This is a genomic window from Pseudomonas sp. URIL14HWK12:I5 (assembly GCF_900176445.1).
Lineage (GTDB): Bacteria > Pseudomonadota > Gammaproteobacteria > Pseudomonadales > Pseudomonadaceae > Aquipseudomonas > Aquipseudomonas monteilii.
The window spans coordinates 123,295-144,791 of the sequence record NZ_FWXQ01000006.1 but is presented as its reverse complement, the minus strand read 5'-3'; the positions used below and the strand labels follow the sequence as shown (position 1 = coordinate 144,791).

Genomic DNA, 21,497 nt, shown 5'->3' with positions numbered 1-21,497 from the left:
GAGTGGTCTTGCCGCACCTGCGCGGCAAGACCGGCCTGCAGCAAACGTGTCACTGGCGGTGTACGTGAACGCTGGCCTGCATCGATTCGATACCGCCGCCGCGGCGCACGCCCCGGACCGGGCAGGCATCGAGGTAGTCCAGGCCAACCGCCAGCTTCAGGTGACGGTCTGGCCGCGTCAGGCGGTTGGTGATGTCGAAGCTGTACCAGGCGTCGTCGATCCAGGCTTCTGCCCAGGCGTGGCTGGCCAGGTGCTGCTCGTCCTCGGTGCACAGGTAGCCCGAAACGTAGCGTGCCGGCACCCCCAGGCTGCGGGCGCAGGCCAGGAAGGCGTGGGTGTGGTCCTGGCACACCCCGGCGCCGCCGTTGAATGCTTCGATCGCGGTGGTACCCACCGAAGTGGCCCCGGGGCTGTAGGGCATGTGCTCGGCCAAGCCTTGCATCAGCCCCGTCAGTGCCGCCCGGTCGCGGTGCTGGCCACATTGCCGGGTGGCGAACGCCTTGAGTGTGTCATCGGCCTGGGTCAGGCGGCTGACACGCAGGAATGGCAGGGGAGACTGGCTTTCGGCCTCCTGCTCGCAGTCCGGGTCGATCTCTACCTGCCCGCTGGCAGTCAGCGCCAGGTGGCCGTGGGGTTTGTCCAGGGTCAGCACATGCAGGATGTTGCCGTACGGGTCGATCTGGCTCTTGACCTTGCAGGGCAGGCCCAGTTGCCATTCATTGATACGCTGGCGTGCGCTGCTGCGCGGCGTCAGGCGCAGGAACTGGATGCTGTTGCTGACATCGCTGGCATAGCTGTAGGTGGTGTCGTGGCGAATGGACAGTTTCATACAACCTCCAGGTAGGAGTGATGGACCGCCTGGCCCAGTTGGTTGACGCGGCCGATGAAGTCGCTCAGCCAGGGGTGTAACCCTGCATCGAGGATTTCATCGATGGCGGTGTAGCGCAGGCGCGCGTTGAGTTCGGCGGCCATGCGCTGGGCGGCGCGCCCGCTACTGCCCGGCAGACCGGCCAGGATCAGGTCCAGTTCCTCGATGCAGGCATGCAGCGAGCGTGGAACATCCACCCGCAACAGCAGCAGCTCGGACACCGGCCGCGCGCTGGGGGCGGCGCGATAGATCTCGTTGAAGGCTTCATACGAGGTCAGCGCACGCAGCAAGGCGCTCCACTGGTAATAACCACGGGCGGAATCGTCGCTCACCTCTTCGGAGGTTTCGCCGAACATTTCATAGCGCGCATCGAGCAGGCGCAGGGTGTTGTCCGCCCGCTCCAGGAAGGTGCCCAGGCGAATGAAGCTGTAGGCATCGTTACGCATGATGGTGCCGGAGGTGGCGCCACGGAACAGGTGCGAGCGCTCCTTGACCCAGTCGCAGAACTGGCTGATGCCATAGCGGCCAAGGCCATTGCTGGCGATATTGCGCATCTCGATCCAGGTGGCGTTGATGTTTTCCCACATGTCGGCGGTGATGCGGCCACGCACCGCATGGGCATTGGTGCGGGCGGCCTGCAGGCAGCAATAGATGCTGCTGGGGTTGGTCGCGTCGAGGGCGAAGAAGTGCAGCATGCGCTCGGTGTCGAGCTCGGTGTGCCGGCGGATGTAGTCGTCCAGCGTGCCGGATGCCAGCAGCGACATCGCCAGCTCGGCATGGCCATCGCTGCGCCCGGCCTGGGGCATCAACGACAGCGAATAGCTGACCTCAAGCATGCGCGCGAGGTTTTCTGCACGCTCCAGGTAGCGCGACATCCAGTACAGGTCGGAAGCGGTTCGCGAAAGCATGGTTCAGTCCTCCACCACCCAGGTGTCCTTGGTACCGCCGCCTTGCGACGAGTTGACCACCAGCGAGCCTTCCTTCAGCGCCACGCGGGTCAGGCCGCCGGGCACCAGGCGGGTTTCACTGCCCGAAAGCACAAACGGGCGCAGGTCGATGTGGCGTGGCGCGATGCCGCTGTCGACAAAGGTCGGGCAGGTGGACAGGCACAAGGTGGGTTGGGCGATATAGGCGTGCGGGCGGGCTTTGATGCGCGCGCGGAAGTCTTCGATCTGGGCACGGGTCGATGCCGGCCCAACCAGCATGCCATAGCCGCCGGAGCCCTGGGTTTCCTTGACCACCAGTTCGGGCAGGTGGGCCAGGACGTGGGACAGATCAGCAGGCTTGCGGCACTGCCAGGTGGGCACGTTGTTCAGGATCGGCTCTTCGCCCAGGTAGTAGCGGATCATGTCGTCGACATAGGGGTAGATCGACTTGTCGTCGGCCACGCCGGTGCCGACGGCGTTGGCCAGTACCACATTGCCGGCGCGGTACACCGAGATCAGCCCCGGCACACCGAGCATCGAGTCCGGGTTGAACGACAGCGAATCGAGGTAGTCGTCGTCCAGGCGGCGGTAGATCACATCGACCTGCTGCGGGCCGGCGGTGGTGCGCATGTAGACATGCTCGTCACGCACGAACAGGTCTGCGCCTTCCACAAGCTCGATGCCCATTTCCCGGGCCAGGAACGCATGCTCGAAATAGGCGCTGTTGAAGCGGCCGGGGGTGAGCAGCACGGCCGTGGGGTTGTCCAGCGGGCTGGCGCTCTTGAGTGTGTCCAGCAGCAGGTTGGGGTAGTGGTCGATGGGGGCGATACGCTGGGCGGCAAACAGCTCAGGGAACAGGCGCATCATCATCTTGCGGTCTTCGAGCATGTAGCTGACGCCGCTGGGGGTGCGCAGGTTGTCTTCCAGCACGAAGTAGCTGCCATCGCCATCGCGCACCAGGTCGACACCGGCGATGTGGGCATACAGCCCTCGGTGCAGGTCCAGGCCCTGCATGGCGATCTGGTAGCCCTCGTTGGCCAGCACCTGCTCGGGCGGGATGATACCGGCCTTGAGGATGCGCTGGTCGTGGTAGATGTCCTGCAGGAACAGGTTAAGCGCCTGCACACGCTGTATGCAGCCACGCTCGACCGTGCGCCACTCGCTGGCGCGGATGCTGCGCGGGATGATATCGAAGGGGATCAGGCGTTCGGTGTCCTGGCTGTCGCCGTACAGGGTGAAGGTGATGCCGGCACGGTGGAACAACAGGTCCGCTTCACGTCGGCGCTGCTCCAGCAGCTCCAGCGGTGTGTTCGCCAGCCAGCGGGCGAACTCCTGGTAATGCGGGCGGCAACTGCCGTTCGCTTCGTACATTTCATTGAAAAAAGCCCGGGACATACCCACTCCTTGCCGCCGTTGCCGGCAGCTTCATTGCGGTTCATCTGCGTTTTTCAGGGTGCTGCCTTGCTGGGGTCGGTGGGTGCCGTGTCTCGCGTGAGCCTCGGTTGCGATTGATCACCTGTGCGGTGACCACAACAAGCATTGCAATGAAGGTGCCGAAAACGCAGTGCAGCGGGGATGTTTAGGGGGAAGCGCCGCGAAACACGGGATGTGGGCGGGTAATTCGTGTCAGTACGGGCCGGTGTTTGCTTTAGCTGCGAGTGAGCAACGCCGGGCCGACAGCCAGGCGTGCATCAAAAAAGGGCGCTTTGAACCCCGTTACCGATTTTGACCCGAACTGGGGCGTGGTCCGCCAAGGCCGCGCAGTTGTCAGCGTACGGGCCCTGACGCCACGCTGACACCTGCCAGCGTGGTGAAGGAGATGTCCTTGGCGGTGAGCAGAAAATCACTCACGTATGGCACTTCCAGCATGTCACTGCGCAGTGCAGCGTAGAGCCTGGCCTGCAAGCCATGTTCGCCAAGGCGCTTGGCGGTTACATAGCCACGCGAGCTGTACTCATGCACTGCCCAGTTGGGCAGGCTGCAGACGCCGCGCCCGGACGCCACCAGCTGCATCATCATCACGGTCAGTTCCGAGGTGCGTACCTGTGCCGGCTCGACGTCGGCCGGGTCGAGAAAGCGGGTGAAAATATCCAGACGAGTGCGTTCGATCGGGTAGGTGATCAGCGTCTGGTGGGCGATATCGGAAGGTTCCAGGTAAGGCTTGTCGCGCAGGGCGTGGTGGTTGTCGATGGCCAGCAGTGCCTCATAAGCGAATAACGGCACATAGCTGATGCCCGGCAGTGTTACCGGGTCGGAAGTGACTACCAGGTCCAGGTCGCCGCGCTCCAGGGCTGGCAGTGGTGCGAAGGAAAAACCGGAGGCGAGGTCCAGTTCCACCTCTGGCCAGGCGCTGCGAAATTCATCCACGCAAGGCATCAGCCACTGGTAGCAGCTGTGGCATTCGATGGCGATGTGCAGCCGCCCGGCCGAGCCCCCGGCCAGCTTGCCAAGGTCCCGTTCGGTACTGCGGATTTGCGGCAACACCTGGTCGGCCAGCTGCAACAGTTTCAGCCCCGCACTGGTGAAGCGCACCGGCCTGGATTTGCGCACGAACAGCGGCATGCCGATACGCTCTTCCATGTCGCGGAACTGGTGCGACAGGGCTGATTGGGTCAGGTGCAGGCGCTCGGCGGCCTCGTGCAGGCTGTCGGTTTCACGCAGTGCGTGGAGGGTTCGCAGGTGGCGTAAATCGATCATGGGTAAAATACGGGTCAGCTCAATTTGGGGCTTTTGTCTGCACAGGCTTCAGCGTGCGTTGACGAGTTCCTGGCGCACGATTGCTGCGCCTGCACTCAACGCCTTGAGCTTGCCGCTGGCTACCTGACGAGGCAGCGGTGCCATACCGCAATTGGTACACGGGTAGAGTTTGTCGGCATCGACGAACTGCAATGCCTTGCGCAGGGTGTCGGCAACCTGCTCCGGTGTTTCAATGGCATGGCTGGCCACATCAATGGCGCCGACCATGACTTTCTTGCCGCGAATCAGCTCGATCAGGTCCATTGGAACATGCGAGTTATGGCATTCCAGCGAGATGATATCGATGCCGGACTGTTGCAGTTTGGGGAAGGCTTGCTCATAGTGCCGCCATTCCGAACCCAGTGTCTTTTTCCAGTCAGTATTGGCTTTGATGCCATAGCCATAGCAGATATGGACGGCTGTTTCGCACTTGAGGCCTTCAATGGCCCTTTCCAGGGTGGCCACGCCCCAGTCATTCACTTCGTCGAAGAAGACATTGAATGCCGGTTCGTCGAACTGAATGATGTCAACACCGGCCGCTTCCAGTTCCCGGGCTTCCTGATTGAGAATCCTGGCGAATTCCCAGGCCAGTTTCTCGCGGCTTTTATAGTGGGTGTCGTACAAGGTATCGATCATGGTCATGGGGCCAGGCAGCGCCCACTTTATCGGCTGCGTAGTGTGTTGGCGCAAGAACTTGGCATCTTCGACAAATACGGGTTTCTGTCGAGCGACAGCACCCACCACGGTTGGCACGCTCGCGTCGTAGCGATCGCGGATTCTAACGGTTTCCCGCTGTTCGAAATCAACACCACTCAGGTGCTCGATAAAGGTGGTGACGAAGTGCTGACGTGTTTGTTCGCCATCACTGACAATGTCGATACCGGCGTGTTGTTGTTCTTGCAAGGCCAGGCGCAGGGCATCCTGTTTGCCTTCGATAAGCTGCGCGTCTTGTAACTTCCACGGTGACCAGAGTGTTTCAGGTTGGGCAAGCCAGGACGGTTTAGGCAGGCTGCCGGCAGTGGACGTGGGGAGTAGCGTGTTCATGAGCGATGACCTTGTACTTTGAATGATTCAACGGGTGTATTGAGCGGACCATTGCTCAAGCGTGGCCTGGTAGGGTTTGACAAAGTTCGCCTCGGCAAATTTCCCCTGTTCGATCGCCAGCCGGCTGCGTTCATCCCGATCGTAGACAATACGCGTGAGCGAGTAGTCCTGGTGCTTCAGGCTGGGCTGGTAGGCCTTGCCGGCTGCAGAGTTGGCATTGTAGATTTCGGGGCGGTAGATCTTCTGGAAGGTATCCATGGTGCTGATGGTGCTGATCAGCTCAAGGTTGGTGTAATCCGCGAGCAAGTCACCGGCAAAATAGAATGCCAACGGGGCAACACTGTCCGGTGGCATGAAATAGCGAACCTTCAAACCCATTTTTTTGAAGTATTCGTCCGTCAGCGAGTATTCATCCTGCTGGTATTCAGCGCCCAGTACAGGGTGCTGGTTTTCGGTGCGGTAGTAGGTTTTGCTGCTCGACACACTCAGGCAGATAACCGGCGGTTTTTTGAAGTGCTGCTGGTAGGTTGGCGAATTTACGAAACACTTGAACAGGTTGCCGTGCAGCGTGCCAAAGTGCTCGGGCGTGCTGAAGGTTGCCCGATGCTTGTTGTGCTCCAGCAACAGGACACTGAAGTCGTAGTCGCGAACGTACGAGGAAAGGTTATTGCCTACCATGCCCTCGATGCGGGTATTGGTCGTGCGGTCGACAATATGGGTTTTCAGTATTTCTATCAACGGCAGGGTAGTGCCGTGCTGTTCGGCTTCCATGTTCATTTCCACCGAGATGATTTCCAGCTCGACGTGGTAGCGGTCATTGTCGGGATTATCCCAATGCGCCAGGGCGTTGAAGCGGTTGTTTATCATCGTCAAGGTGTTGCGCAGGTTTTCCTGGCGGTTCGCCCCCCGCGCCAAATTGGCGAAATTGGTGGTAAGGCGGGTGTTATCGGCAGGGTGATAATGTTCGTCGAAGGCAATGCGATTGAGGCTGAATGTAGGTGCTGTATTCATGGTGCGCGGTGTCCTGATGTTTGAGGTCGAGCACTTCCAGTGCTGTCCAGTTGCACCTTCTGGGGCCTTCGCTCAACAAACTTTATGCTGATGCATGATCAGGACGTAGTTTAAGCAGGGCGTCTACATGAAAGGTATTGAAGATAATTCACAGGTTTTTTAGCGTTGCTCATGATGGGTGTCATGGCCAGTAGCAGGCGTGTGCCTGATGGACGCGCCGAGCGAGCCCTTGGATGACAGCCTGTTCAGTTGATGAACGCTCCTCGGGCCATGCCTGGTTCTCAAGCGCGCTGAAGGTATTTCTGGACTTGGCACGAAAATCTCATGTCAATCCAAAGCCATACTATTCTTTTGCCTTTGCAACCACCCTTCATGGAAGAACAATAAAAGGGGGCTTACATGAGTTGTCTGATCTGCGCAGGGCAGGCTGAAACTGTCGAATGCGCCCACGGATGGGAAGCGCGGTGTTGTTCCCGATGTGGATGTTACCGAATGTCCCAAACGCTCATCCTGACCATGATGGAGGAGGGGCAGATTTTCGATACTGCGCGAATGCGCGAATGGCTGACGGCTCGGCGCGTTCAGGACGCTGTGCCTTCGATCGACCATCATCAGGCGATACTGGCCCGCTGACAGGGTAATCAATCCGGTACGGCAACCCCGGACATTTCGACCAGACTGCGGCATCATGGTTTGCTCAATCATCACCTGATGCCGGAGACAACGATGATCAAGACTGGCGATCAACTGCCCGACGTTACCCTTTACGAATACAACAACGATGCTGGCGTCTGCGCGATCGGCCCGAATGCCTTTTCTGTTCGCGACCGCTGCAAGCAGAAAAAAGTGGTTATTTTCGGCTTGCCTGGCGCGTTCACGCCCACGTGCTCCGAACGCCACGTTCCGGGTTACGTAGCGCAGGCGCAAGCGTTGTTCGCGGCTGGCATTGACGAAATTTTCTGTGTTTCGGTAAACGATGCCTTTGTCATGAATGCCTGGGGTAACAGCCTGCAGGTGGGCGATGCGGTGAAGATGATCGGCGATGGCAATGGCGAGTTCAGCGACGCACTGGGCTTGATCCAGGACCTTTCGGCCCGCGGGCTTGGGCGCCGTTCGCTGCGTTATGCCATGGTGGTCGACGACCTGATCGTCCAGCACGTAGCGGTGGAAGCGCCTGGCAAGTTCGAGGTCAGCGACGCGGGGAGCGTTTTGGCTGCGCTGCGCTAGGTTTACCCGCCCCAAATCTGACACCCTTGATGAAGCATCCGATGATGACCGCCTTGGGCGGGCCATAGGACGTTGCGCGCGTAAATCCTGACGTAACCCTAAGCCCCGCCACTAATGGGGCGGGGCTTTTTCAGGCTCCGGTCATGATCACCCGTGACAAGGAGCGTGAGCATGTCCCCAATGCCACTACGTTCTACCGTCGATGTGGTTATCAGCGGGAGGCTGAAGGAATCTACACCTTGCCTTCAGGGCTTGAGCTGGCCTGCACACCCATGCACAAGCGATTGACTGGATACGCATGGCAGGGATAAAGCCTGAGCAGTTGACTCTCCCGTTAGGGGCAGACTTTACCCTGCACGCTTTCTGTTCAGGATGAAGTGATGATGAGCAAACGAGTACTCGTGGTGCTGGGGCACCCGTCAGGCGAGAGTTTCTGTGCAGCGCTGACCGAGAGTTATGTCGAGGCGGCCAGAACTGCCGGCCATGATGTAAGGGTGTTACGGCTTGATACCTTGAGCTTCGACCCGGTGCTGCGCAGCGGCTACCGGCAAGCGCAGCCATTGGAGCCCGACCTGCTCAGGGCTCAGGCCGACATCACCTGGGCCGAGCACTTAGCCTTTATCTACCCCATTTGGTGGGGCGGTATCCCTGCATTGATGAAAGGCTTTTTCGACCGCGTGTTCTTGCCCGGTTTCGCGTTCCGGTATAGGGCAGGCAAGGCTTTCCCCGAGCAACTGCTCAAGGGCCGTACGGCGCATTTGCTGGTGACGATGGATACACCGCCGTGGTACTACCGTTGGGTGTATCGCATGCCTGGCCTTCACCAAGTGCGCAAGACCACGTTACAGTTTTGCGGTATCAGACCGCTGCGTACCCTGATGTTCGGTCCGCTGCTCGGCTCCAGCGCGCGGCGGCGCGAAACCTGGCTCCAACAGGCACGAAGCATCGCCGGCTGACCTGCGCCTATGAGGTTCCCGAACCGCTGGCGCCGTGCAATGATGCGCCGCCCACTTATGAAAAGGACGTTCATGTACATCGGCAAAGCCGCCCAACTGTCGGGCACCACGGTCAAGACCATCCGCCACTATGAAGCGATTGGCCTGTTGCCGCCGCCCGAGCGCCAGGGGCAGTACCGCGTTTACAACCAGCAGAGTGTCGAGCTGCTGACGTTCATCAAATGCGCGCAGCAGTTGGGTTTCAAACTGAAGGAACTGCAGGCGATTCTGCCGAGGCATCAGGGTGCTGATTTGCCGTGGGAGTTGGCGGGCAAGGCCATTGCCGACAAGAAACGCGAAGTGCTGGGGCAAATCACTGGGCTACAACAGATATACGCAGGGCTCCAGGCGTTTGAAGCACGCCTTGAAGGTACCAGGTATCAGTGCGGGCTTGACCCGCAAGTACGGGCGTAACCCGTGCCAGGCAACCCTATTTCCTGGACTGGCGGCATCCGCGTGAAAGGTGCGGCTCGCAAGTGACCGCTCCCAACCCAAGCGGACACTGAGAGTTAGAGGGCTGTTGTGGCCTGCCGAACAACATTCGAGCGCCGCCAGCAGGCAAGCATGCAAACTGTCCTTACGCTGCGCTCGATGAAACGTGACCCTGTGCTCAGTTCGCGGGCAAGAGGATCACGAAGTTCTTTTTCATGTCTTCCAGCACGGTCCATTTGCCCTTGGCGCCCGGTTCGATAATGAACGTGTCGCCAGCGGCCAATGTGGTGGGGGCGCAACCCTCGAGCTCGATGACACAGCGTCCACTCAGGACATGGCAGAACTCCCAAACTTTGTAGTCGATGCGCCACGCTCCGGTACTGGCTTCCCACTCTCCGGAAATACGACCTTGCTGTTCATCGTGATAGTACTTGGACGTCAGCGTATGAGGGGTGCCCTCCACGACCTCTTCAAAAAAGGGAAGGTCGCGCACCGGTTGAATGTCCAGTTCGCGGAACACGGTCAGTTTCTTGTTCATGGTTTTTTCTCGAGCACGTTGTGGTTGGGGCGATACATCAAATAGGCTTCACCGGTTACGCCCAGCATCGGGTGCGGAACGATCTGGCAGGTTTTAACAATTTGAAAACCGTGACGTTCATAGAAACGGCGTGCACCGTGGTTTTCTGCATAATCGATCAGGCATAGCCCATCCAGGCCAGCGTCCTCAGCGCGCTGCTGGGCGTGGCGAAGAAACTGGACGCCCAGCCCCTGGCTGCGCCAGGCCTCATCCAGGGCCAGGCTGGATATGTACAAGGTGTCGGGTATTTCCATGTCGGAATACGGCGCGAGGACCGGGTCTGTCTCGACCGGCCTGTCAGAGGTCTCGCGCAAGGCATAGCTGTGCATCATGCCGATGACGTGCCCTTCGTAAGTGGCCATCAGGCAGTTTTTGTAGGAAAAGTCGCCCTGTTCCCTGGCATAGCGAGACGCACCGACACTCAGCAATGCTTCTCCAGGTGCGGCAAGCTTGCTCCAGATGTAATCGGCCATGCCTTCCGATGTCAGTTGAAAGAAGCGCGCAATATCGTGCGCGTCCGAGGCTTGAGCGGGTCTGAAGTCGATAGGCACGTACGGTGCTCCCATGGGATCGGGTGGTTAGTTTTCAAGGATTACGCCTTAGACAGGGAGGCAGGGTAGGCGGGTTGAGCGGTTCCCATCATGCTCTGGGCGAACACCGTCCGCACCGCGTGCGACTACCGACCGGAAACTACCGGTCAGTAGCGATGAAGTCGTAGCGCGCCACGAGGTTGGTGACGGCGTAGCCGCCCTGCGTAAAGGTGTGCAGGGCGGCACCGGTTTGCCGTGAACCCCTGCGTTCAGGTTCAGAGCACCTTGAACCCATGGGTGCCATCGCGCTCGAGTTGCGCGATCAGACCAAACTCCCAGTCCAGATACCCCTGCATCGCCTCGCGAGGATTGTCCGTACCCTCGTAGGGGCGCCGGTAGCGGTCGCTGCGTGGTACGGCAAGCTGCGTTTCGCCGGTTTCCAGCGGTTTCCCGGCAGCGATCCAGCGCGTGGTGCCGCCTTCGAGCAGGTAAACGGGAGTGCGGGTGAGGGCCTGCAGGTCACGCGCGGCGAAGCGTGCCAGCAGGCTGCTGCCGCACGTCAGTACGTAGCGACTGGCCTGTGGCACCCGTTCCAGGGTTTCGGCCAGTTGCGCGCGAATCGCCCAGTGCGCACCGGGGATATGACGCTTGACGTAGTTGGCGCTGGTGGTGAAATCCAGCACCACGGTGCCGTCTTCCTGCAGCCAGCCTTGCAACTGTTCGACACCGATCTCATTGGCCTTGGGTAGCTCCGGCAGCGGCGCCTGCCAATCGCCGACGGCGCTGAAATCAGCCGCCGACAGCCCGTCCAGCACCGCCACCTGCCAGCCCATCTGCGCCAGCCACGACGCGCTCATGTTGGCGCGCACGCCATCGTCGTCCACCAGCACGATGCGCGCGCCGCGCACGCTGGCGACGTGGTCGGTTTCCTGCACCAGCTGCCCGCCGGGCACGCTGCGGCTGCCGGGCAGATGGCCTGCAACGTATTCTTCGGGCGTGCGCACATCGAACAGGTAAGTGGTACGGCTGGCGTCGGCCTGCCAGGCATCAAGCCCGGCGCGCTCCAGGCGCAGCACGCCGGCGCGGTCGGCCACAGCACGAGCCTGGCGGGCGGCGTTGGCACGGGTGCCGGCGCTCACCTGGGCGAAGGTCTTGTCCTGGCCGTGAGCCAACTGCTGCCCGGCCAAGGTCCAGCCGATGGTGCCGTTGCGCAGGGCGGCCACCGGGTTGGGGATGCCGGCGTTGACCAGCGACTGGGTGCCGATGATGCTGCGGGTGCGGCCGGCGCAGTTGACGATCACCTGGGTGGCCGGGTTCGGCGCCAGCTCGGCCACCCGCAGCACCAATTCGGCGCCGGGCACGCTGATGCCACCGGGGATGCTCATGGTCTGGTATTCGTCGAAGCGCCGGGCGTCGAGCACCACCACGTCTGCCTTGTCATCGAGCAGCGCCTGCACCTGCTCGGCGGCCAGCGAGGGGGTGTGGCGCACGCTCTCGACCAACTCGCCGAAGGCTTTGCTGGGGACGTTGACGTCACGGAACAGCTCACCGCCTGCCGCGCGCCAGCCGGCCAGGCCGCCGTCGAGCACGGCCACGTCGCTGTAGCCTAGCGCGAGCAGGCGTTGCGCCGCCACGCCGGCCAGGCCTTCGCCATCGTCGTAGACGGTGATGGCGGTGTCACGTCGCGGCACACGGGCGAAGATTTCCAGCTCCAGTTTCGACAGCGCCAAGTTGGCGGCGAACAGCGGGTGCTCCTGGGCGAACGGGTCCTCTTCGCGCACATCGATCAGGGCCAGTTCCTCGCGGGCCAGCAGGGCGCGGCGGATGTCTTGGTAACGGCGGGTGGTGACTGTGCTCATGGGGCAGGGTTCTCTTTGGACAGGTCCCAGATGTTGGGCAGGCGGGTATTGGAATAGCCGGAAATGAACGCTTTTTCGCTGCCGTCCTCGGCGTAGACCGCGCGCTTGACCGCGCCGATGTTGCCGCCGTAGACGTGGATGCTGATCGACACCTGATCACTGAAGGCATTGCTGACCTGGTGAATGTCACCAATGCGCGGCGACACGGCCTCCACCTGACCTGGCGCCAGGCGCACCGGTGCGCCGCTGGGCTGCAGTGCGCCCTGGGCGTCGCGGGTGAAGTTTTGGGAGTATTCGGCGCCGCGCAGCATCCCGATCAGCCCCCACACCCGGTGATCGTGGATGGGTGTGCGCTGCCCTGGCCCCCAGACGAAGCTCACCACCGAAAAGCGTTGGCGCGAGTCGCAGTGCAACAGGTACTGCTGGTAGCGCTGCGGGTCGGGCTGGGCGAGGTCGTCTGGTAGCCAGTCGTCCTGCGCCACCAGGCTGGCCAGAAGGCCCCGGCCGCGATCGAGAAGGGTGGCTTCGTCGGGCTGCTGTTCGAGCAACTCGGCCAGGCTGTCGATGAAGTGGCGCAGGCGCTCCGGGTTATGGCTCATGGTTCAGGCTCGATGTTCAGGTTTCATATCACCCTAGCAAAGCCTGTTTCTATTCTCAAAATGCAAAATAATCATAAGCTAATATGCAAACAATGCATTTACAGCAGAGCGTTTCTGCTTTCAAATCGCATTACGCCGAAGGCATGAGGTTATGCCCAAAGCGCATTTCACAGCGGCTTGATTGATCTATAGATTATAAAAATCGATCGAGTAAGACTTAAAAGATATAAAACCGTTGCCACGAGACCGCACCTGCGGATCGGCCCTGACATGCCCCAAGCGGGCATCTGGAGACCCCCGTGCGTTACTTCAAGCAACTGGCCGTCACTGTGCTGGCCACCACCTTCAGCCTTGCCGCCGCCGCCCAGACCTTGGTCGTAGGCGACCAGAGTTACAACGCCCGCGCGGTGATGGAAGCGGCCGGGGTACTCGACAACCTGCCTTATGAGCTGGAGTGGAAGCAGTTCACCGCAGGCTCCCCCGTGGCCGAGGCGCTCAACGTCGGCAGCCTTGACATTGGCCTTCTGGGCGATGCACCGCCCTTGTTTTTGGGCGCCTTGGGCGCGCCGATCAAGGTGATCGCGGTCAGCCGCCAGAACCTCGAAGGGGTGGCGATTCTGGCGCGCAAGGATTCGTCGATACACAGCCTGCAAGACCTGCGTGGCAAGCGCGCGGCGATCTGGAAGGGTTCGTGGAGCCAGCAACTGTTGTTCAGCGCCTTGGACAAGGCCGGCGTACCGCGTGATGCATTGGAGCTGCGTTACCTCAGCGCGCTGGACGCTTCCCACGCCCTGGATGGCGGCTCGGTGGACGTGATCGCCACCTGGGAGCCCTACGTTACCCAGCAAGAACGCCAGGGCGCCCGCGTACTGGCCACTGCCGAAGGCGTAATACCGGCGCAGAGTTTCGTGGTGGCCAACGCCAAAGCGGTGGACGCCAAGCGCACGCAGATCGCCGACTTTCTGCAACGGCTGAAAAAAGCCCGCGACTGGACCCTGAGCGACCCGGCCCACACCGAGGCCTACGCCGACGCCTGGGCCAAGCGCACCCGCGCCGACCGCGACATCGCCCGCGCCTGGTTCGCCCGTGCGCGCACTGACCTTGCGCCGCTGAACCCGCAGGTGATCGTCGACGCGCAGAAAACTGTGGACTTCTTCGCCGGGCTCGGGCTGATCCAGACGTATCCGGCCAGCAGCTTGTTCGATACCTCGTTTGGTGCGGCTATCGAGCAGCCGGCTGTCAGCCAGCACTGAAGCTCTGCGCTGGCTTCTTCGCGGGCAAGCCCGCTCCCATAGGCAAGCGCAGATCCCTGTGGGAGCGGGCTTGCCCGCGAAGGCCTCCCCTTGATTGCAAAGGACTCCCCCCATGACCCAACGCAAAATCAAACTCGGCGCCCTGACCATGGGCTGCGGCGGCCCCGGCCGGCACAACCTGTGGCTGGACCCCGAACTGCCGGCGGACGCCAGCGTCAACATCGACTGGTACATCGACATCGCCCGCCAGGCCGAGGCTGCGCTGTTCGACCTGATGTTCATCGTCGACAGCCAGTTCATCACCCCTGGCTCCCCCTCGCACTACCTCAACCGCCTGGAGCCGCTGACCCTGCTGTCGGCCCTGGCCGTGAGCACCCGCCATATCGGCCTGGTCGGCACCCTCACCACCTCCTACAACGCCCCGTACAACGTCGCCCGCCGGCTCGCTTCGCTGGACCTGATCAGCAAGGGCCGCGCCGGCTGGAACGTGGTCACCAGTGGTGATGCCGGCACCGCCGGCAACTACGGGCTGGACGAACACTACGACTACGACACCCGCTACGCCCGGGCTCAGGAGCATGTGCAAGTGGTACAGGGGCTATGGCACTCCTACGAGGACGACGCCTTCCCCCGTGACCGCGCTAGCGGCCGCTTTCTCGACCCCGCCAAGCTGCACGGGCTGAACCACAAGGGCGAGCACTTTTCGGTGGTGGGGCCGCTGAACATCCAGCGCTCGCCCCAGGGCCAGCCTGTGATCTTCCAGGCCGGCGACTCCGAGCAGGGTCGCGACCTGGGTGCGGCCACCGCCGATGTGGTGTTCACGCATGCCGCCAGCATCGAGCAGGGCCAGGCGTTCTACCGTGACGTCAAGGGCCGCGCGGCACGCCTGGGGCGTGATCCGGAGCAGTTGCTTGTGCTGCCGGGCGCGGAGATCTACGTGGGGGATACTGACGAGCACGCCCGTGAGATCGAACGGCACTATCACCAGGCCGATCACAGCTTCGAGCTGGCGCTCAAGGAGTTCGGGCGCAATTTCGGCTGGCACGACTTCAGCCAGTACGAGCTTGACGCCCCATTCCCGCAAGAGAGCCTGGAGTATGCCCGCAGCAGCTTCTTCACCAATGCCAAGCGCATCGCCGACCAGGCGCGGGACAAAGGCTTTAGCCTGCGCCAGGCGGTGGAATTCGGTCGCCAGTTGCGTCCCGGCGCGTTCGTAGGTTCCGCGCAGACGGTAGCGGCGAAGATGGCCGAATGGTTCGAGGCGCGGGCTTTGGATGGGTTCAACATTTATATAGGGCATCCGGGGCAGTTCCGTCGCTTTACCGAGGAGGTGGTGCCGCTGTTGCAGGAGCGTGGGGTGTATCGCACGGCGTATGAAGGCAGCACCTTGCGCGAGAGCCTGGGGCTGTCGATTCCGCGTTTTAGCCGGTAGATCGCCGGGGCTGCAACGCAGCCCCCCTTTTCAGAAGTTGTATGTCACCCGCCCAAAGTAATACCCCCCGGTAAACCCATACGGCGAGTACACCCCATACCCCTTGACCATGGTCTTGCTGCTCGGTGCCTGGCGCTCGGGGTACACATCGAACAGGTTACGTGCGCCCACCGCCAGCTCCAGGTCCTTGGTCAGCTGGTAGCCCACGTCCAGGTCGGTGATCCAGCGCGCTTTGTACTCGCGGTCCAGCGAGCGATCATTGGCGGCGTTGACCTCGCGCCACGAGCCATAGCGCGTCAGCCCCAGGTTGACCCGGTAGCGGTCCAGCCGCCAGTTGCCGCCCAGGATCAGCTTGGTGTGCGGCTGCACCTCGGTGAGCAGGTTGCGGGCCTGGCGGTCCATCAGCGTGTAGGGGGCACCGAGAATGTTCACGCTTTGCTTGTAATCGAGGATCTCGGTGTCGTTCCAGTTGAACGCTGCGGTCCACTTCACGGTGCCGGCGCTGCCTAGATCCTGGTCGTAGCTGCCCACCAGGTCCAGGCCCTTGGTGCGGGTGTCGGCGCCGTTGGTGAAGTACTGCCCGCCGGAGGTCGAGTCGATGCCGTTGTCCAGCAATGCCTGAGTGACTTCCGGGCCGAGCAGGGTGCCGGTGAGGGTGATGCGGTCGCGCACGTTGACCAGGTAGGCATCGGCGGTGAAGGCCAGGCGGTCGCTGGGTTGCCAGGTCAGGCCGAGGCTGTAGTTGGTGGATTTTTCAGGTTTGAGCGCTTCGGCTCCTAACGCCTTGGCCGCCGCCGAGTCCACCGGCAGTACGCCGTAGTTGATCGACTGATACACGCCATTGACCACACCATAGGTGGTGGAGCGCGCGCTGAACAGGCTGTTGGCCAGTGATGGTGCACGGAAGCCGTTGCTCACCGTAGCCCGCAGTGCCAGTTCCGGGGTGAACTCGTAGCGGGTGGTGAGCTTGCCGCTGCGGGTGGCGCCGATGCCACGGTCGTAGTGCTCGTAGCGCACCGCTGCGCCCCAGTACCACTGCGGCAACGGGTTGAAGCCCACATCCAGGAAGCCGGCGTAGCTGTTGCGGCTCGCGCTGGTAGCCTCGGCCGGTGAGATGCCGTTGGTCACCTGGGCGCCGGAGGCGGCGCAGTTGCCTGGGGTGGGGCAGTAACCGCCGTCGGCCCAACTGGCCCAGTCGCCGGCTTGCACCTGATACGTATCGCGGCGCTGTTCAAGGCCCCACGAGAAGTCCAGCGGCTTGCTCAGCCTCACCTCGAAGCTGCGGTGCAGGTCGAGGTTGCTGGTCAGTTGCGAGCTGACCCAGGTGCCGGACTCGAAGTGGTTGGGCGTCGCCTCGCCCAGCGAAGGGTTTTGGTTATTCCAGGTGCCTTGGGCGGCTTCGTTGCGCCCGTAGGTGCTCGACAGGTCCCAGTCCCATTCGCCGGCCAGGCCCTTGGCACCGAACGCTGCCTGGTAGTCGTGCTCTTCGATGTACCAGGTGGGCGTGTAGCCGGACGGGCGCCCATTGGGCCCGGTGGTGATGGTGTTGGCGATGGTCGGCAGACGGAAATTCTGGCCCTGCTCGGCCTTGCGGTACGACCAGGTGCTGAACGAATACAGGGTCAGGTCGTCTTGCAGGGGCAGTTCGGCGTTGTAGCCCAGGGTCAGCAGGTTGATCTTCGGCGTGCCGTAGCCGCCGTAGGTGACCTTGCCGGCGCGGTCCAGCGCTTCGGCCTGGCTGTAGCCGTTGGCACTGGCCTTGTTGTCGTCGTTCTGGCTGCGCGCATCCATCGCCAGCTGCAGGATGCCGTCACGGCCGATCTCGAAACCCTTGTTCAGGCTTTGCTGCACGGTCTGCTTCTTGCCGTCGTAGCCCTGGCCGGCAGTCGTCACAGCGGTACCGCTGGTATCGGCCTTGAGGATCACGTTGATCACCCCGGCGATGGCGTCCGAGCCATACTGCGCGGCGGCGCCGTCGCGCAGCACCTCCACATGGTCGATGGCGCTGATGGGGATCAGGTCCAGGTCGCTGGGCGCAGCACCGGCGTTGATGCCGCTGATGTTCAGGGTGGCGCTGGTGTGGCGGCGCTTGCCGTTGACCAGCACCAGCACCTGGGCGGCATTGAGCCCGCGCAGGTTTGGCGCGCGGGCCATGCCGCTGGCGTCCCAGCCGGTCTTTTCCGGCAGGGTGAGCGAGGGCACGCTGGCGCTCAGGGCTTCCATCAGGCCGGGCTTGCCGGTCTCCTGCAATTGCTTGGCGCTGATCACGTCGATCGGCACGGGGCTTGTGGTGACGGTGCGCTTCTCGGCGCCACGGTTGCCGGTGACGATCACCGTGCCCAGGGCCTGGGCACTGGGTTCATCGGCCAGTGTCGGGGTAGTTTGCAGCCCCGCGGCGAGGGCCATGGGGAGTAACGAGGCAGAGGTAAAGACTTGCTTCATGCACGCAGTTCCTTGTTGGGCGGGGTGGCGCGCTTAGGGCGCCTTGGCCGCGATCGCGTCGATTTCCACCAGCGCGCCCGGCAACGGCAGGGCCACCACTTGCAAGGCGGTGCGGGTCGGGGTGCGGGGTTGATCGGCGGTGGCGAAGAACTCGGTGTAGGCCGCTTGCAGTCCGGCGAAATCGAGGTTGCCGCCATTGGCCGGATCGCCCACCAGGAACACCCGCAACTGGACGATGTCGCCCAGGTCCAGGCCTTGGCTCTGCAAGGCTGCGCGCAGTTTCTTCAGCACCGACCGGGCTTGTGTTTCGGTATTACCCAGGGCCGCGACGCTGCCCTTGGGCGCCTTGGGGTCTGCTACATCCGGCAGGGTGCCGCTGATGAAGGTCAGCTGACTGCCGGCCGGCACCGTGACCAGTTGCGAGATGGGGAAGTTCGAGCCAGGTGGCGCGACGCGCTTGATGCCGTCGGCGTGGGCGTTGAGGGTCAGGGACATGAGCACTCCGGCAAGTAGAAGAAGACGAGGCATGGGTAGAATTCCTGCAGGGTCAGGCGGCAGCGCCGCGGGTGGTCTGGCTGGCGTGTCGGGCGATCAGGCTGACCACGCGGCGGGCGGATTCGGCGGCGCTGTTCTGCCAGATGCCCACCCCGCCATGGGCCAGGGCGTCACTGGCCAGCCAGGTGCGGCCCTGGGGCTGGTTGAGCCGGTCGTAGCCGGGCTGGGCGACTTCGTCGTGGACGATCCACGGCGCCTCGCTGAAGGGGATCTTCGACCAGTTCACCACCACCGGCCGGCCGAGTTTCTGGCTGTGACCGGGGTGCAGCGATTCCACCGCCTGGCGCGACGAGGCAATCTGCGCGGCCAATGGCTTGGCGGCGAACTGCTGGGCCACGCCACCGGTGTTGTAGGTGGCCACCAGCACGCCTTGGGCGCTGTTGAGACGATCACTGGGGTACCACAGGGTGCGCGCCTCGTGGTTGATGTAGCTGAGGCCGCCGTAGATCTGAAAATCCGTTTCCCAGAACCGCGGCGACTGCCAGGCCACCTTGTTGGCCTTGTCGCCTTCGGCGCTGGCGATGGCTTGCTTGAACGGCGCGTCGAAGTTGTTCGGCAACTTGGCCAGCAGCGGCAAGGGCAGGGTGACGATGGCGTAGTCGGCCTGTTCGACGTGCTGCTGGCCGCTCTTGCGATCACGCCACACTACCTTGGCGCCGGTGTCGCCGGTTTCGACCCCGAGCACCTCGGCGCCCAGGCGTACGCTGTCCTGGACCTGGCGGTAGAAGGCCTTGGGGATCTGGTCCATGCCGCCCACTGGCTGGAACATGGTCGAGGAAAACTCGGGGATCTCGTCGAACACCAGCGGCAGTAGCAGGTTGCTGTCCAGCAACTGATCGAGCGGCACGGGTTGGCGCTGGATCGGCGTCTGGTCGCCGGCGCCGGCGAAGCGGGTGTAGCCGGCGCGCACCGAGCCGCGGTACTGCTGTTGGCTGTCGAGGTCACCGTAGACCTTGAGGAAGTCCAGCAGCGCCTTGCGCTGGCCACTGCTGAGTTCGGCATCCAGGCTGTTGCGGCTGACGCTGCGCGCCAGCAGTTCGCTGAAATGCCCACGGGTGTCGTTGACCGCCTGGCGCAGCAGCAGCGGTGGACGGGCAAGGTCGGGTTGGGCCAGGGCGTTGCGGCTGCTGTTGACCAGCACCTGCAACTCTACGCCCAGTTCGCGGCAGTAACCCAGGATGGTCAGGTGATGGCTGGGCAGGCGCGCGGCGCCGGCGTTGAAGAACTGGCCCTGGTCGAACTCCACGCGCTGCGTGGTGCCGTCGTTGTGTTCGATACGGTCGCCCTGGCGCAGGGTCCAGACCCGGCCGCCGACCCGCTCGCGGGCCTCCAGCACGGTCACATTGAAGCCTGCCTTGCGCAGCTCGTAGGCCGACACCAGTCCGGAAATACCGGCGCCGACAATCAGCACGCGCTTGCCGTTGCCACCGTTGGCGGCCAGTTGCAGGGGTTCGAAGGTGGCGGCCAGGGCGTTCTGCCCCAGCGCGCCCAGTGCCGCCGAATAGCCGCCGATGGCGGCGAGGCGGGCGATCAGATCTCTACGGGACAATCCCATGTCGCGGTCTCCGAGAAGTTGGGTTCGGATGTGCGCAACAGGGCAGGCGGACGCATGGCGAGGCCCGACGACGGTTGGCACGAATCCATTTGCCTCCGCCAGGTCGGGGTCGGTTTACAGAACTTAATGATCTTTGCGTGGGTTGGGAAAGGCTTTTTTGTTCTAAGTTAATTATGTAATTTAATGATTATGTTTGTTTTACTAAATGCGTGATTTGTATTTTGTGATGTGTTGTTCATTCATTTGGCGGCAACATGAAAAGGCCCCTTCGCGGGGCAAACCCGCTCCCACGATGCACAACGGTCGTGCTTTCGTGGAAGCGGGTTTGCCCCGCGAAGGGGCCGTTGCCGTTATGAAGATCTAAGCCGTACGCGCGCTACGCTCACCTTCCCGCAGCGCAACCAGCGCCTTGATCCGCGGAATCAACGCCTGCCCATACTCCACCGCATCGCGCAACTGATCGAACCCCCGGAACAAGAAGGTACTCACCCCCAGCTCGTAATACGCGTGCGCAGCCTCGGCCACCTGGTCCGGCGTGCCCACCAGCGAGGTGGAGTTGCCCGCACCGCCGCCGAGCGCGGCGATCTCGGTCCACAGCCGGGTGTCGTGCACCTTGCCGGCCAGCTGCACCAGCCGTTCGGAACCCACGTTGCTCTTGCCGAAGTTCTTCTCGCGGCGGTTGCCCTGGCGGATGCCGATACGCTGCTTGGCGTCGGCCAGAATGCGCTCGGCGCGGGCCCAGGCTTCGTCCTCGGTGGCGCCGAGGATCGGGCGCAGCGACAGGCTGAAGCGGATGTGCTTCTCGCGCCCGTAGCGGGCGGCGGCCTTGCGGACCTTGGCAATCCGCTCGCGCACCTGCTCCAGCGGCTCGCCCCACATCATGTACACGTCGGCGTGCTTGGCGGCGACCTCCACGGCGGCGTCGGAGGCGCCGGAGAAGTAGATCGGCAGCTTGCCCACCGGTTTGACCAGGGTCAGGTTGTCTTCCACCCGGTAATGTTTACCCTGGTGGTCGAAGGGTTCGGTGCGGGTCCAGGTGTTGCGCAGCACCTCCAGGTACTCGTCGGTGCGTGCGTAGCGGGCGTCCTTGTCGAGAAAGTCGCCATCGCGCTGCAGGTCGCCGCTGTCGCCGCCGGTGATGACGTTGATCGAGGCGCGGCCACGGCTGAGCTGGTCGAGGGTGGCGAACTGGCGGGCGGCGAAGGTCGGTGCCTGGAAGCCTGGGCGGTGGGCCACCAGCAGGCCGATGCGCTCGGTCAGCGCGGCCACGTAGCTGGCCAGGATCATCGAGTCCGGCGCGCTGGTGTTGACTGCCAGCAGCGCCTTGTCGAAACCGCCGTATTCCTGGGCCTGGGAGAACGCCTTGATGAATTCCAGGTCTACCAGCGGGCCGCGCGGGGCCTGGGATTCGCTGCCTTCCTGGGGGCCGATGAGGCCGACGAATTCGAGAGTCATG

20 protein-coding genes are annotated in these 21,497 nt (G+C 62.7%); 6 read left to right on the top strand and 14 right to left on the bottom strand.

Translation table 11 applies throughout. The annotated features are described in order from the left end of the window. Positions 1-49: 49 nt before the first annotated feature. The 6 genes from B9A31_RS15450 to B9A31_RS15425 all read right to left on the bottom strand — a co-directional run bounded on the left by B9A31_RS15450 (position 50) and on the right by B9A31_RS15425 (position 6,585). A complete protein-coding gene (locus B9A31_RS15450) occupies positions 50-829 on the bottom strand; it encodes a transglutaminase family protein (protein ID WP_025753166.1) in 780 nt (259 codons plus the stop codon). Beyond that, positions 826-1,776 (bottom strand): alpha-E domain-containing protein, encoded by a 951-nt coding sequence (locus B9A31_RS15445; protein WP_025753165.1) that lies wholly within the window; start codon positions 1,774-1,776, stop codon positions 826-828. The genes B9A31_RS15450 and B9A31_RS15445 overlap by 4 nt, the downstream gene beginning before the upstream one ends. A 3-nt stretch (positions 1,777-1,779) precedes the next feature. Continuing rightward, on the bottom strand, positions 1,780-3,189 hold the full coding sequence (locus B9A31_RS15440; RefSeq protein ID WP_027615162.1) for a circularly permuted type 2 ATP-grasp protein: 1,410 nt from the start codon (positions 3,187-3,189) through the stop codon (positions 1,780-1,782). 372 nt (positions 3,190-3,561) lie between these two features. Further along, on the bottom strand, positions 3,562-4,491 hold the full coding sequence (locus tag B9A31_RS15435) for a LysR family transcriptional regulator (protein ID WP_025753162.1): 930 nt from the start codon (positions 4,489-4,491) through the stop codon (positions 3,562-3,564). A gap of 48 nt (positions 4,492-4,539) precedes the next feature. Further along, the gene (locus tag B9A31_RS15430; RefSeq protein WP_025753160.1) at positions 4,540-5,574 is read right to left on the bottom strand and encodes a methionine synthase; all 1,035 of its coding nucleotides are present in this window, start codon (positions 5,572-5,574) and stop codon (positions 4,540-4,542) included. 27 nt (positions 5,575-5,601) lie between these two features. Further along, entirely contained in the window at positions 5,602-6,585 is a 984-nt protein-coding gene (locus B9A31_RS15425) for a DUF1852 domain-containing protein (RefSeq protein ID WP_084297117.1), read from the bottom strand. 492 nt (positions 6,586-7,077) lie between these two features. Between B9A31_RS15425 and B9A31_RS27315 the strand changes: the two genes are divergently transcribed. From B9A31_RS27315 to B9A31_RS15410, 4 genes are all read left to right on the top strand, one after another. Further along, positions 7,078-7,218 (top strand): hypothetical protein, encoded by a 141-nt coding sequence (locus B9A31_RS27315; protein WP_016714277.1) that lies wholly within the window; start codon positions 7,078-7,080, stop codon positions 7,216-7,218. 93 nt (positions 7,219-7,311) lie between these two features. After that, positions 7,312-7,812 carry a peroxiredoxin gene (locus B9A31_RS15420; RefSeq protein ID WP_019099507.1) on the top strand — a complete coding sequence of 167 codons (501 nt, stop codon included), beginning with the start codon at positions 7,312-7,314 and terminating at the stop codon, positions 7,810-7,812. 380 nt (positions 7,813-8,192) lie between these two features. Continuing rightward, entirely contained in the window at positions 8,193-8,768 is a 576-nt protein-coding gene (locus B9A31_RS15415) for an NAD(P)H-dependent oxidoreductase (RefSeq protein ID WP_019099506.1), read from the top strand. Positions 8,769-8,840: 72 nt separating this feature from the next. Then, positions 8,841-9,221 carry a MerR family transcriptional regulator gene (locus B9A31_RS15410; protein WP_016714274.1) on the top strand — a complete coding sequence of 127 codons (381 nt, stop codon included), beginning with the start codon at positions 8,841-8,843 and terminating at the stop codon, positions 9,219-9,221. Between the two features lie 196 nt (positions 9,222-9,417). Here B9A31_RS15410 and B9A31_RS15405 read toward each other — a convergent pair whose 3' ends face one another. The 4 genes from B9A31_RS15405 to B9A31_RS15390 all read right to left on the bottom strand — a co-directional run bounded on the left by B9A31_RS15405 (position 9,418) and on the right by B9A31_RS15390 (position 12,804). After that, positions 9,418-9,777 (bottom strand): cupin domain-containing protein, encoded by a 360-nt coding sequence (locus B9A31_RS15405; protein WP_016714273.1) that lies wholly within the window; start codon positions 9,775-9,777, stop codon positions 9,418-9,420. Then, positions 9,774-10,382 (bottom strand): GNAT family N-acetyltransferase, encoded by a 609-nt coding sequence (locus tag B9A31_RS15400; RefSeq protein ID WP_084297116.1) that lies wholly within the window; start codon positions 10,380-10,382, stop codon positions 9,774-9,776. Before B9A31_RS15400 ends, B9A31_RS15405 begins: the two co-directional genes overlap by 4 nt. A 239-nt stretch (positions 10,383-10,621) precedes the next feature. After that, positions 10,622-12,205: a rhodanese-related sulfurtransferase gene (locus B9A31_RS15395; protein WP_027609021.1), complete on the bottom strand. Its 1,584-nt coding sequence runs from the start codon at positions 12,203-12,205 to the stop codon at positions 10,622-10,624. Further along, a complete protein-coding gene (locus tag B9A31_RS15390; protein WP_016714270.1) occupies positions 12,202-12,804 on the bottom strand; it encodes a cysteine dioxygenase family protein in 603 nt (200 codons plus the stop codon). Before B9A31_RS15390 ends, B9A31_RS15395 begins: the two co-directional genes overlap by 4 nt. 299 nt (positions 12,805-13,103) lie before the next feature. On the opposite strand from B9A31_RS15390, the gene B9A31_RS15385 reads away from it, so the two are divergent. Together B9A31_RS15385 and B9A31_RS15380 are read left to right on the top strand one after the other, a co-directional pair. Beyond that, positions 13,104-14,057, top strand: coding sequence for an ABC transporter substrate-binding protein (locus tag B9A31_RS15385; RefSeq protein WP_025753153.1), 954 nt, complete (start codon positions 13,104-13,106; stop codon positions 14,055-14,057). Between the two features lie 112 nt (positions 14,058-14,169). Next, the gene (locus B9A31_RS15380; protein ID WP_016714268.1) at positions 14,170-15,489 is read left to right on the top strand and encodes an LLM class flavin-dependent oxidoreductase; all 1,320 of its coding nucleotides are present in this window, start codon (positions 14,170-14,172) and stop codon (positions 15,487-15,489) included. A gap of 30 nt (positions 15,490-15,519) precedes the next feature. On the opposite strand, the gene B9A31_RS15375 is transcribed toward B9A31_RS15380, so the two are convergent. The 4 genes from B9A31_RS15375 to B9A31_RS15360 form a co-directional block, all read right to left on the bottom strand. Continuing rightward, positions 15,520-17,931, bottom strand: a complete 2,412-nt coding sequence (locus B9A31_RS15375) for a TonB-dependent receptor plug domain-containing protein (protein WP_084297115.1) — start codon at positions 17,929-17,931, stop codon at positions 15,520-15,522. A gap of 33 nt (positions 17,932-17,964) precedes the next feature. Continuing rightward, entirely contained in the window at positions 17,965-18,459 is a 495-nt protein-coding gene (locus B9A31_RS15370) for a RidA family protein (protein WP_026020330.1), read from the bottom strand. A gap of 19 nt (positions 18,460-18,478) precedes the next feature. Next, positions 18,479-20,041 (bottom strand): NAD(P)/FAD-dependent oxidoreductase, encoded by a 1,563-nt coding sequence (locus B9A31_RS15365; RefSeq protein WP_016714265.1) that lies wholly within the window; start codon positions 20,039-20,041, stop codon positions 18,479-18,481. Between the two features lie 360 nt (positions 20,042-20,401). Then, positions 20,402-21,496 carry an LLM class flavin-dependent oxidoreductase gene (locus B9A31_RS15360; protein ID WP_084297114.1) on the bottom strand — a complete coding sequence of 365 codons (1,095 nt, stop codon included), beginning with the start codon at positions 21,494-21,496 and terminating at the stop codon, positions 20,402-20,404. Position 21,497 lies beyond the last annotated feature (1 nt).

What these genes read in the sequence shown, in the direction of transcription:
- B9A31_RS15450 (WP_025753166.1), bottom strand. Translation starts at nt 829, where the DNA reads ATGAAACTGTCCATTCGCCACGACACCACCTACAGCTATGCCAGCGAT.
- B9A31_RS15445 (WP_025753165.1), bottom strand. Translation starts at nt 1,776, where the DNA reads ATGCTTTCGCGAACCGCTTCCGACCTGTACTGGATGTCGCGCTACCTG.
- B9A31_RS15440 (WP_027615162.1), bottom strand. Translation starts at nt 3,189, where the DNA reads ATGTCCCGGGCTTTTTTCAATGAAATGTACGAAGCGAACGGCAGTTGC.
- B9A31_RS15435 (WP_025753162.1), bottom strand. Translation starts at nt 4,491, where the DNA reads ATGATCGATTTACGCCACCTGCGAACCCTCCACGCACTGCGTGAAACC.
- B9A31_RS15430 (WP_025753160.1), bottom strand. Translation starts at nt 5,574, where the DNA reads ATGAACACGCTACTCCCCACGTCCACTGCCGGCAGCCTGCCTAAACCG.
- B9A31_RS15425 (WP_084297117.1), bottom strand. Translation starts at nt 6,585, where the DNA reads ATGAATACAGCACCTACATTCAGCCTCAATCGCATTGCCTTCGACGAA.
- B9A31_RS27315 (WP_016714277.1), top strand. Translation starts at nt 7,078, where the DNA reads ATGTCCCAAACGCTCATCCTGACCATGATGGAGGAGGGGCAGATTTTC.
- B9A31_RS15420 (WP_019099507.1), top strand. Translation starts at nt 7,312, where the DNA reads ATGATCAAGACTGGCGATCAACTGCCCGACGTTACCCTTTACGAATAC.
- B9A31_RS15415 (WP_019099506.1), top strand. Translation starts at nt 8,193, where the DNA reads ATGATGAGCAAACGAGTACTCGTGGTGCTGGGGCACCCGTCAGGCGAG.
- B9A31_RS15410 (WP_016714274.1), top strand. Translation starts at nt 8,841, where the DNA reads ATGTACATCGGCAAAGCCGCCCAACTGTCGGGCACCACGGTCAAGACC.
- B9A31_RS15405 (WP_016714273.1), bottom strand. Translation starts at nt 9,777, where the DNA reads ATGAACAAGAAACTGACCGTGTTCCGCGAACTGGACATTCAACCGGTG.
- B9A31_RS15400 (WP_084297116.1), bottom strand. Translation starts at nt 10,382, where the DNA reads ATGGGAGCACCGTACGTGCCTATCGACTTCAGACCCGCTCAAGCCTCG.
- B9A31_RS15395 (WP_027609021.1), bottom strand. Translation starts at nt 12,205, where the DNA reads ATGAGCACAGTCACCACCCGCCGTTACCAAGACATCCGCCGCGCCCTG.
- B9A31_RS15390 (WP_016714270.1), bottom strand. Translation starts at nt 12,804, where the DNA reads ATGAGCCATAACCCGGAGCGCCTGCGCCACTTCATCGACAGCCTGGCC.
- B9A31_RS15380 (WP_016714268.1), top strand. Translation starts at nt 14,170, where the DNA reads ATGACCCAACGCAAAATCAAACTCGGCGCCCTGACCATGGGCTGCGGC.
- B9A31_RS15375 (WP_084297115.1), bottom strand. Translation starts at nt 17,931, where the DNA reads ATGAAGCAAGTCTTTACCTCTGCCTCGTTACTCCCCATGGCCCTCGCC.
- B9A31_RS15370 (WP_026020330.1), bottom strand. Translation starts at nt 18,459, where the DNA reads ATGCCTCGTCTTCTTCTACTTGCCGGAGTGCTCATGTCCCTGACCCTC.
- B9A31_RS15365 (WP_016714265.1), bottom strand. Translation starts at nt 20,041, where the DNA reads ATGGGATTGTCCCGTAGAGATCTGATCGCCCGCCTCGCCGCCATCGGC.
- B9A31_RS15360 (WP_084297114.1), bottom strand. Translation starts at nt 21,496, where the DNA reads ATGACTCTCGAATTCGTCGGCCTCATCGGCCCCCAGGAAGGCAGCGAA.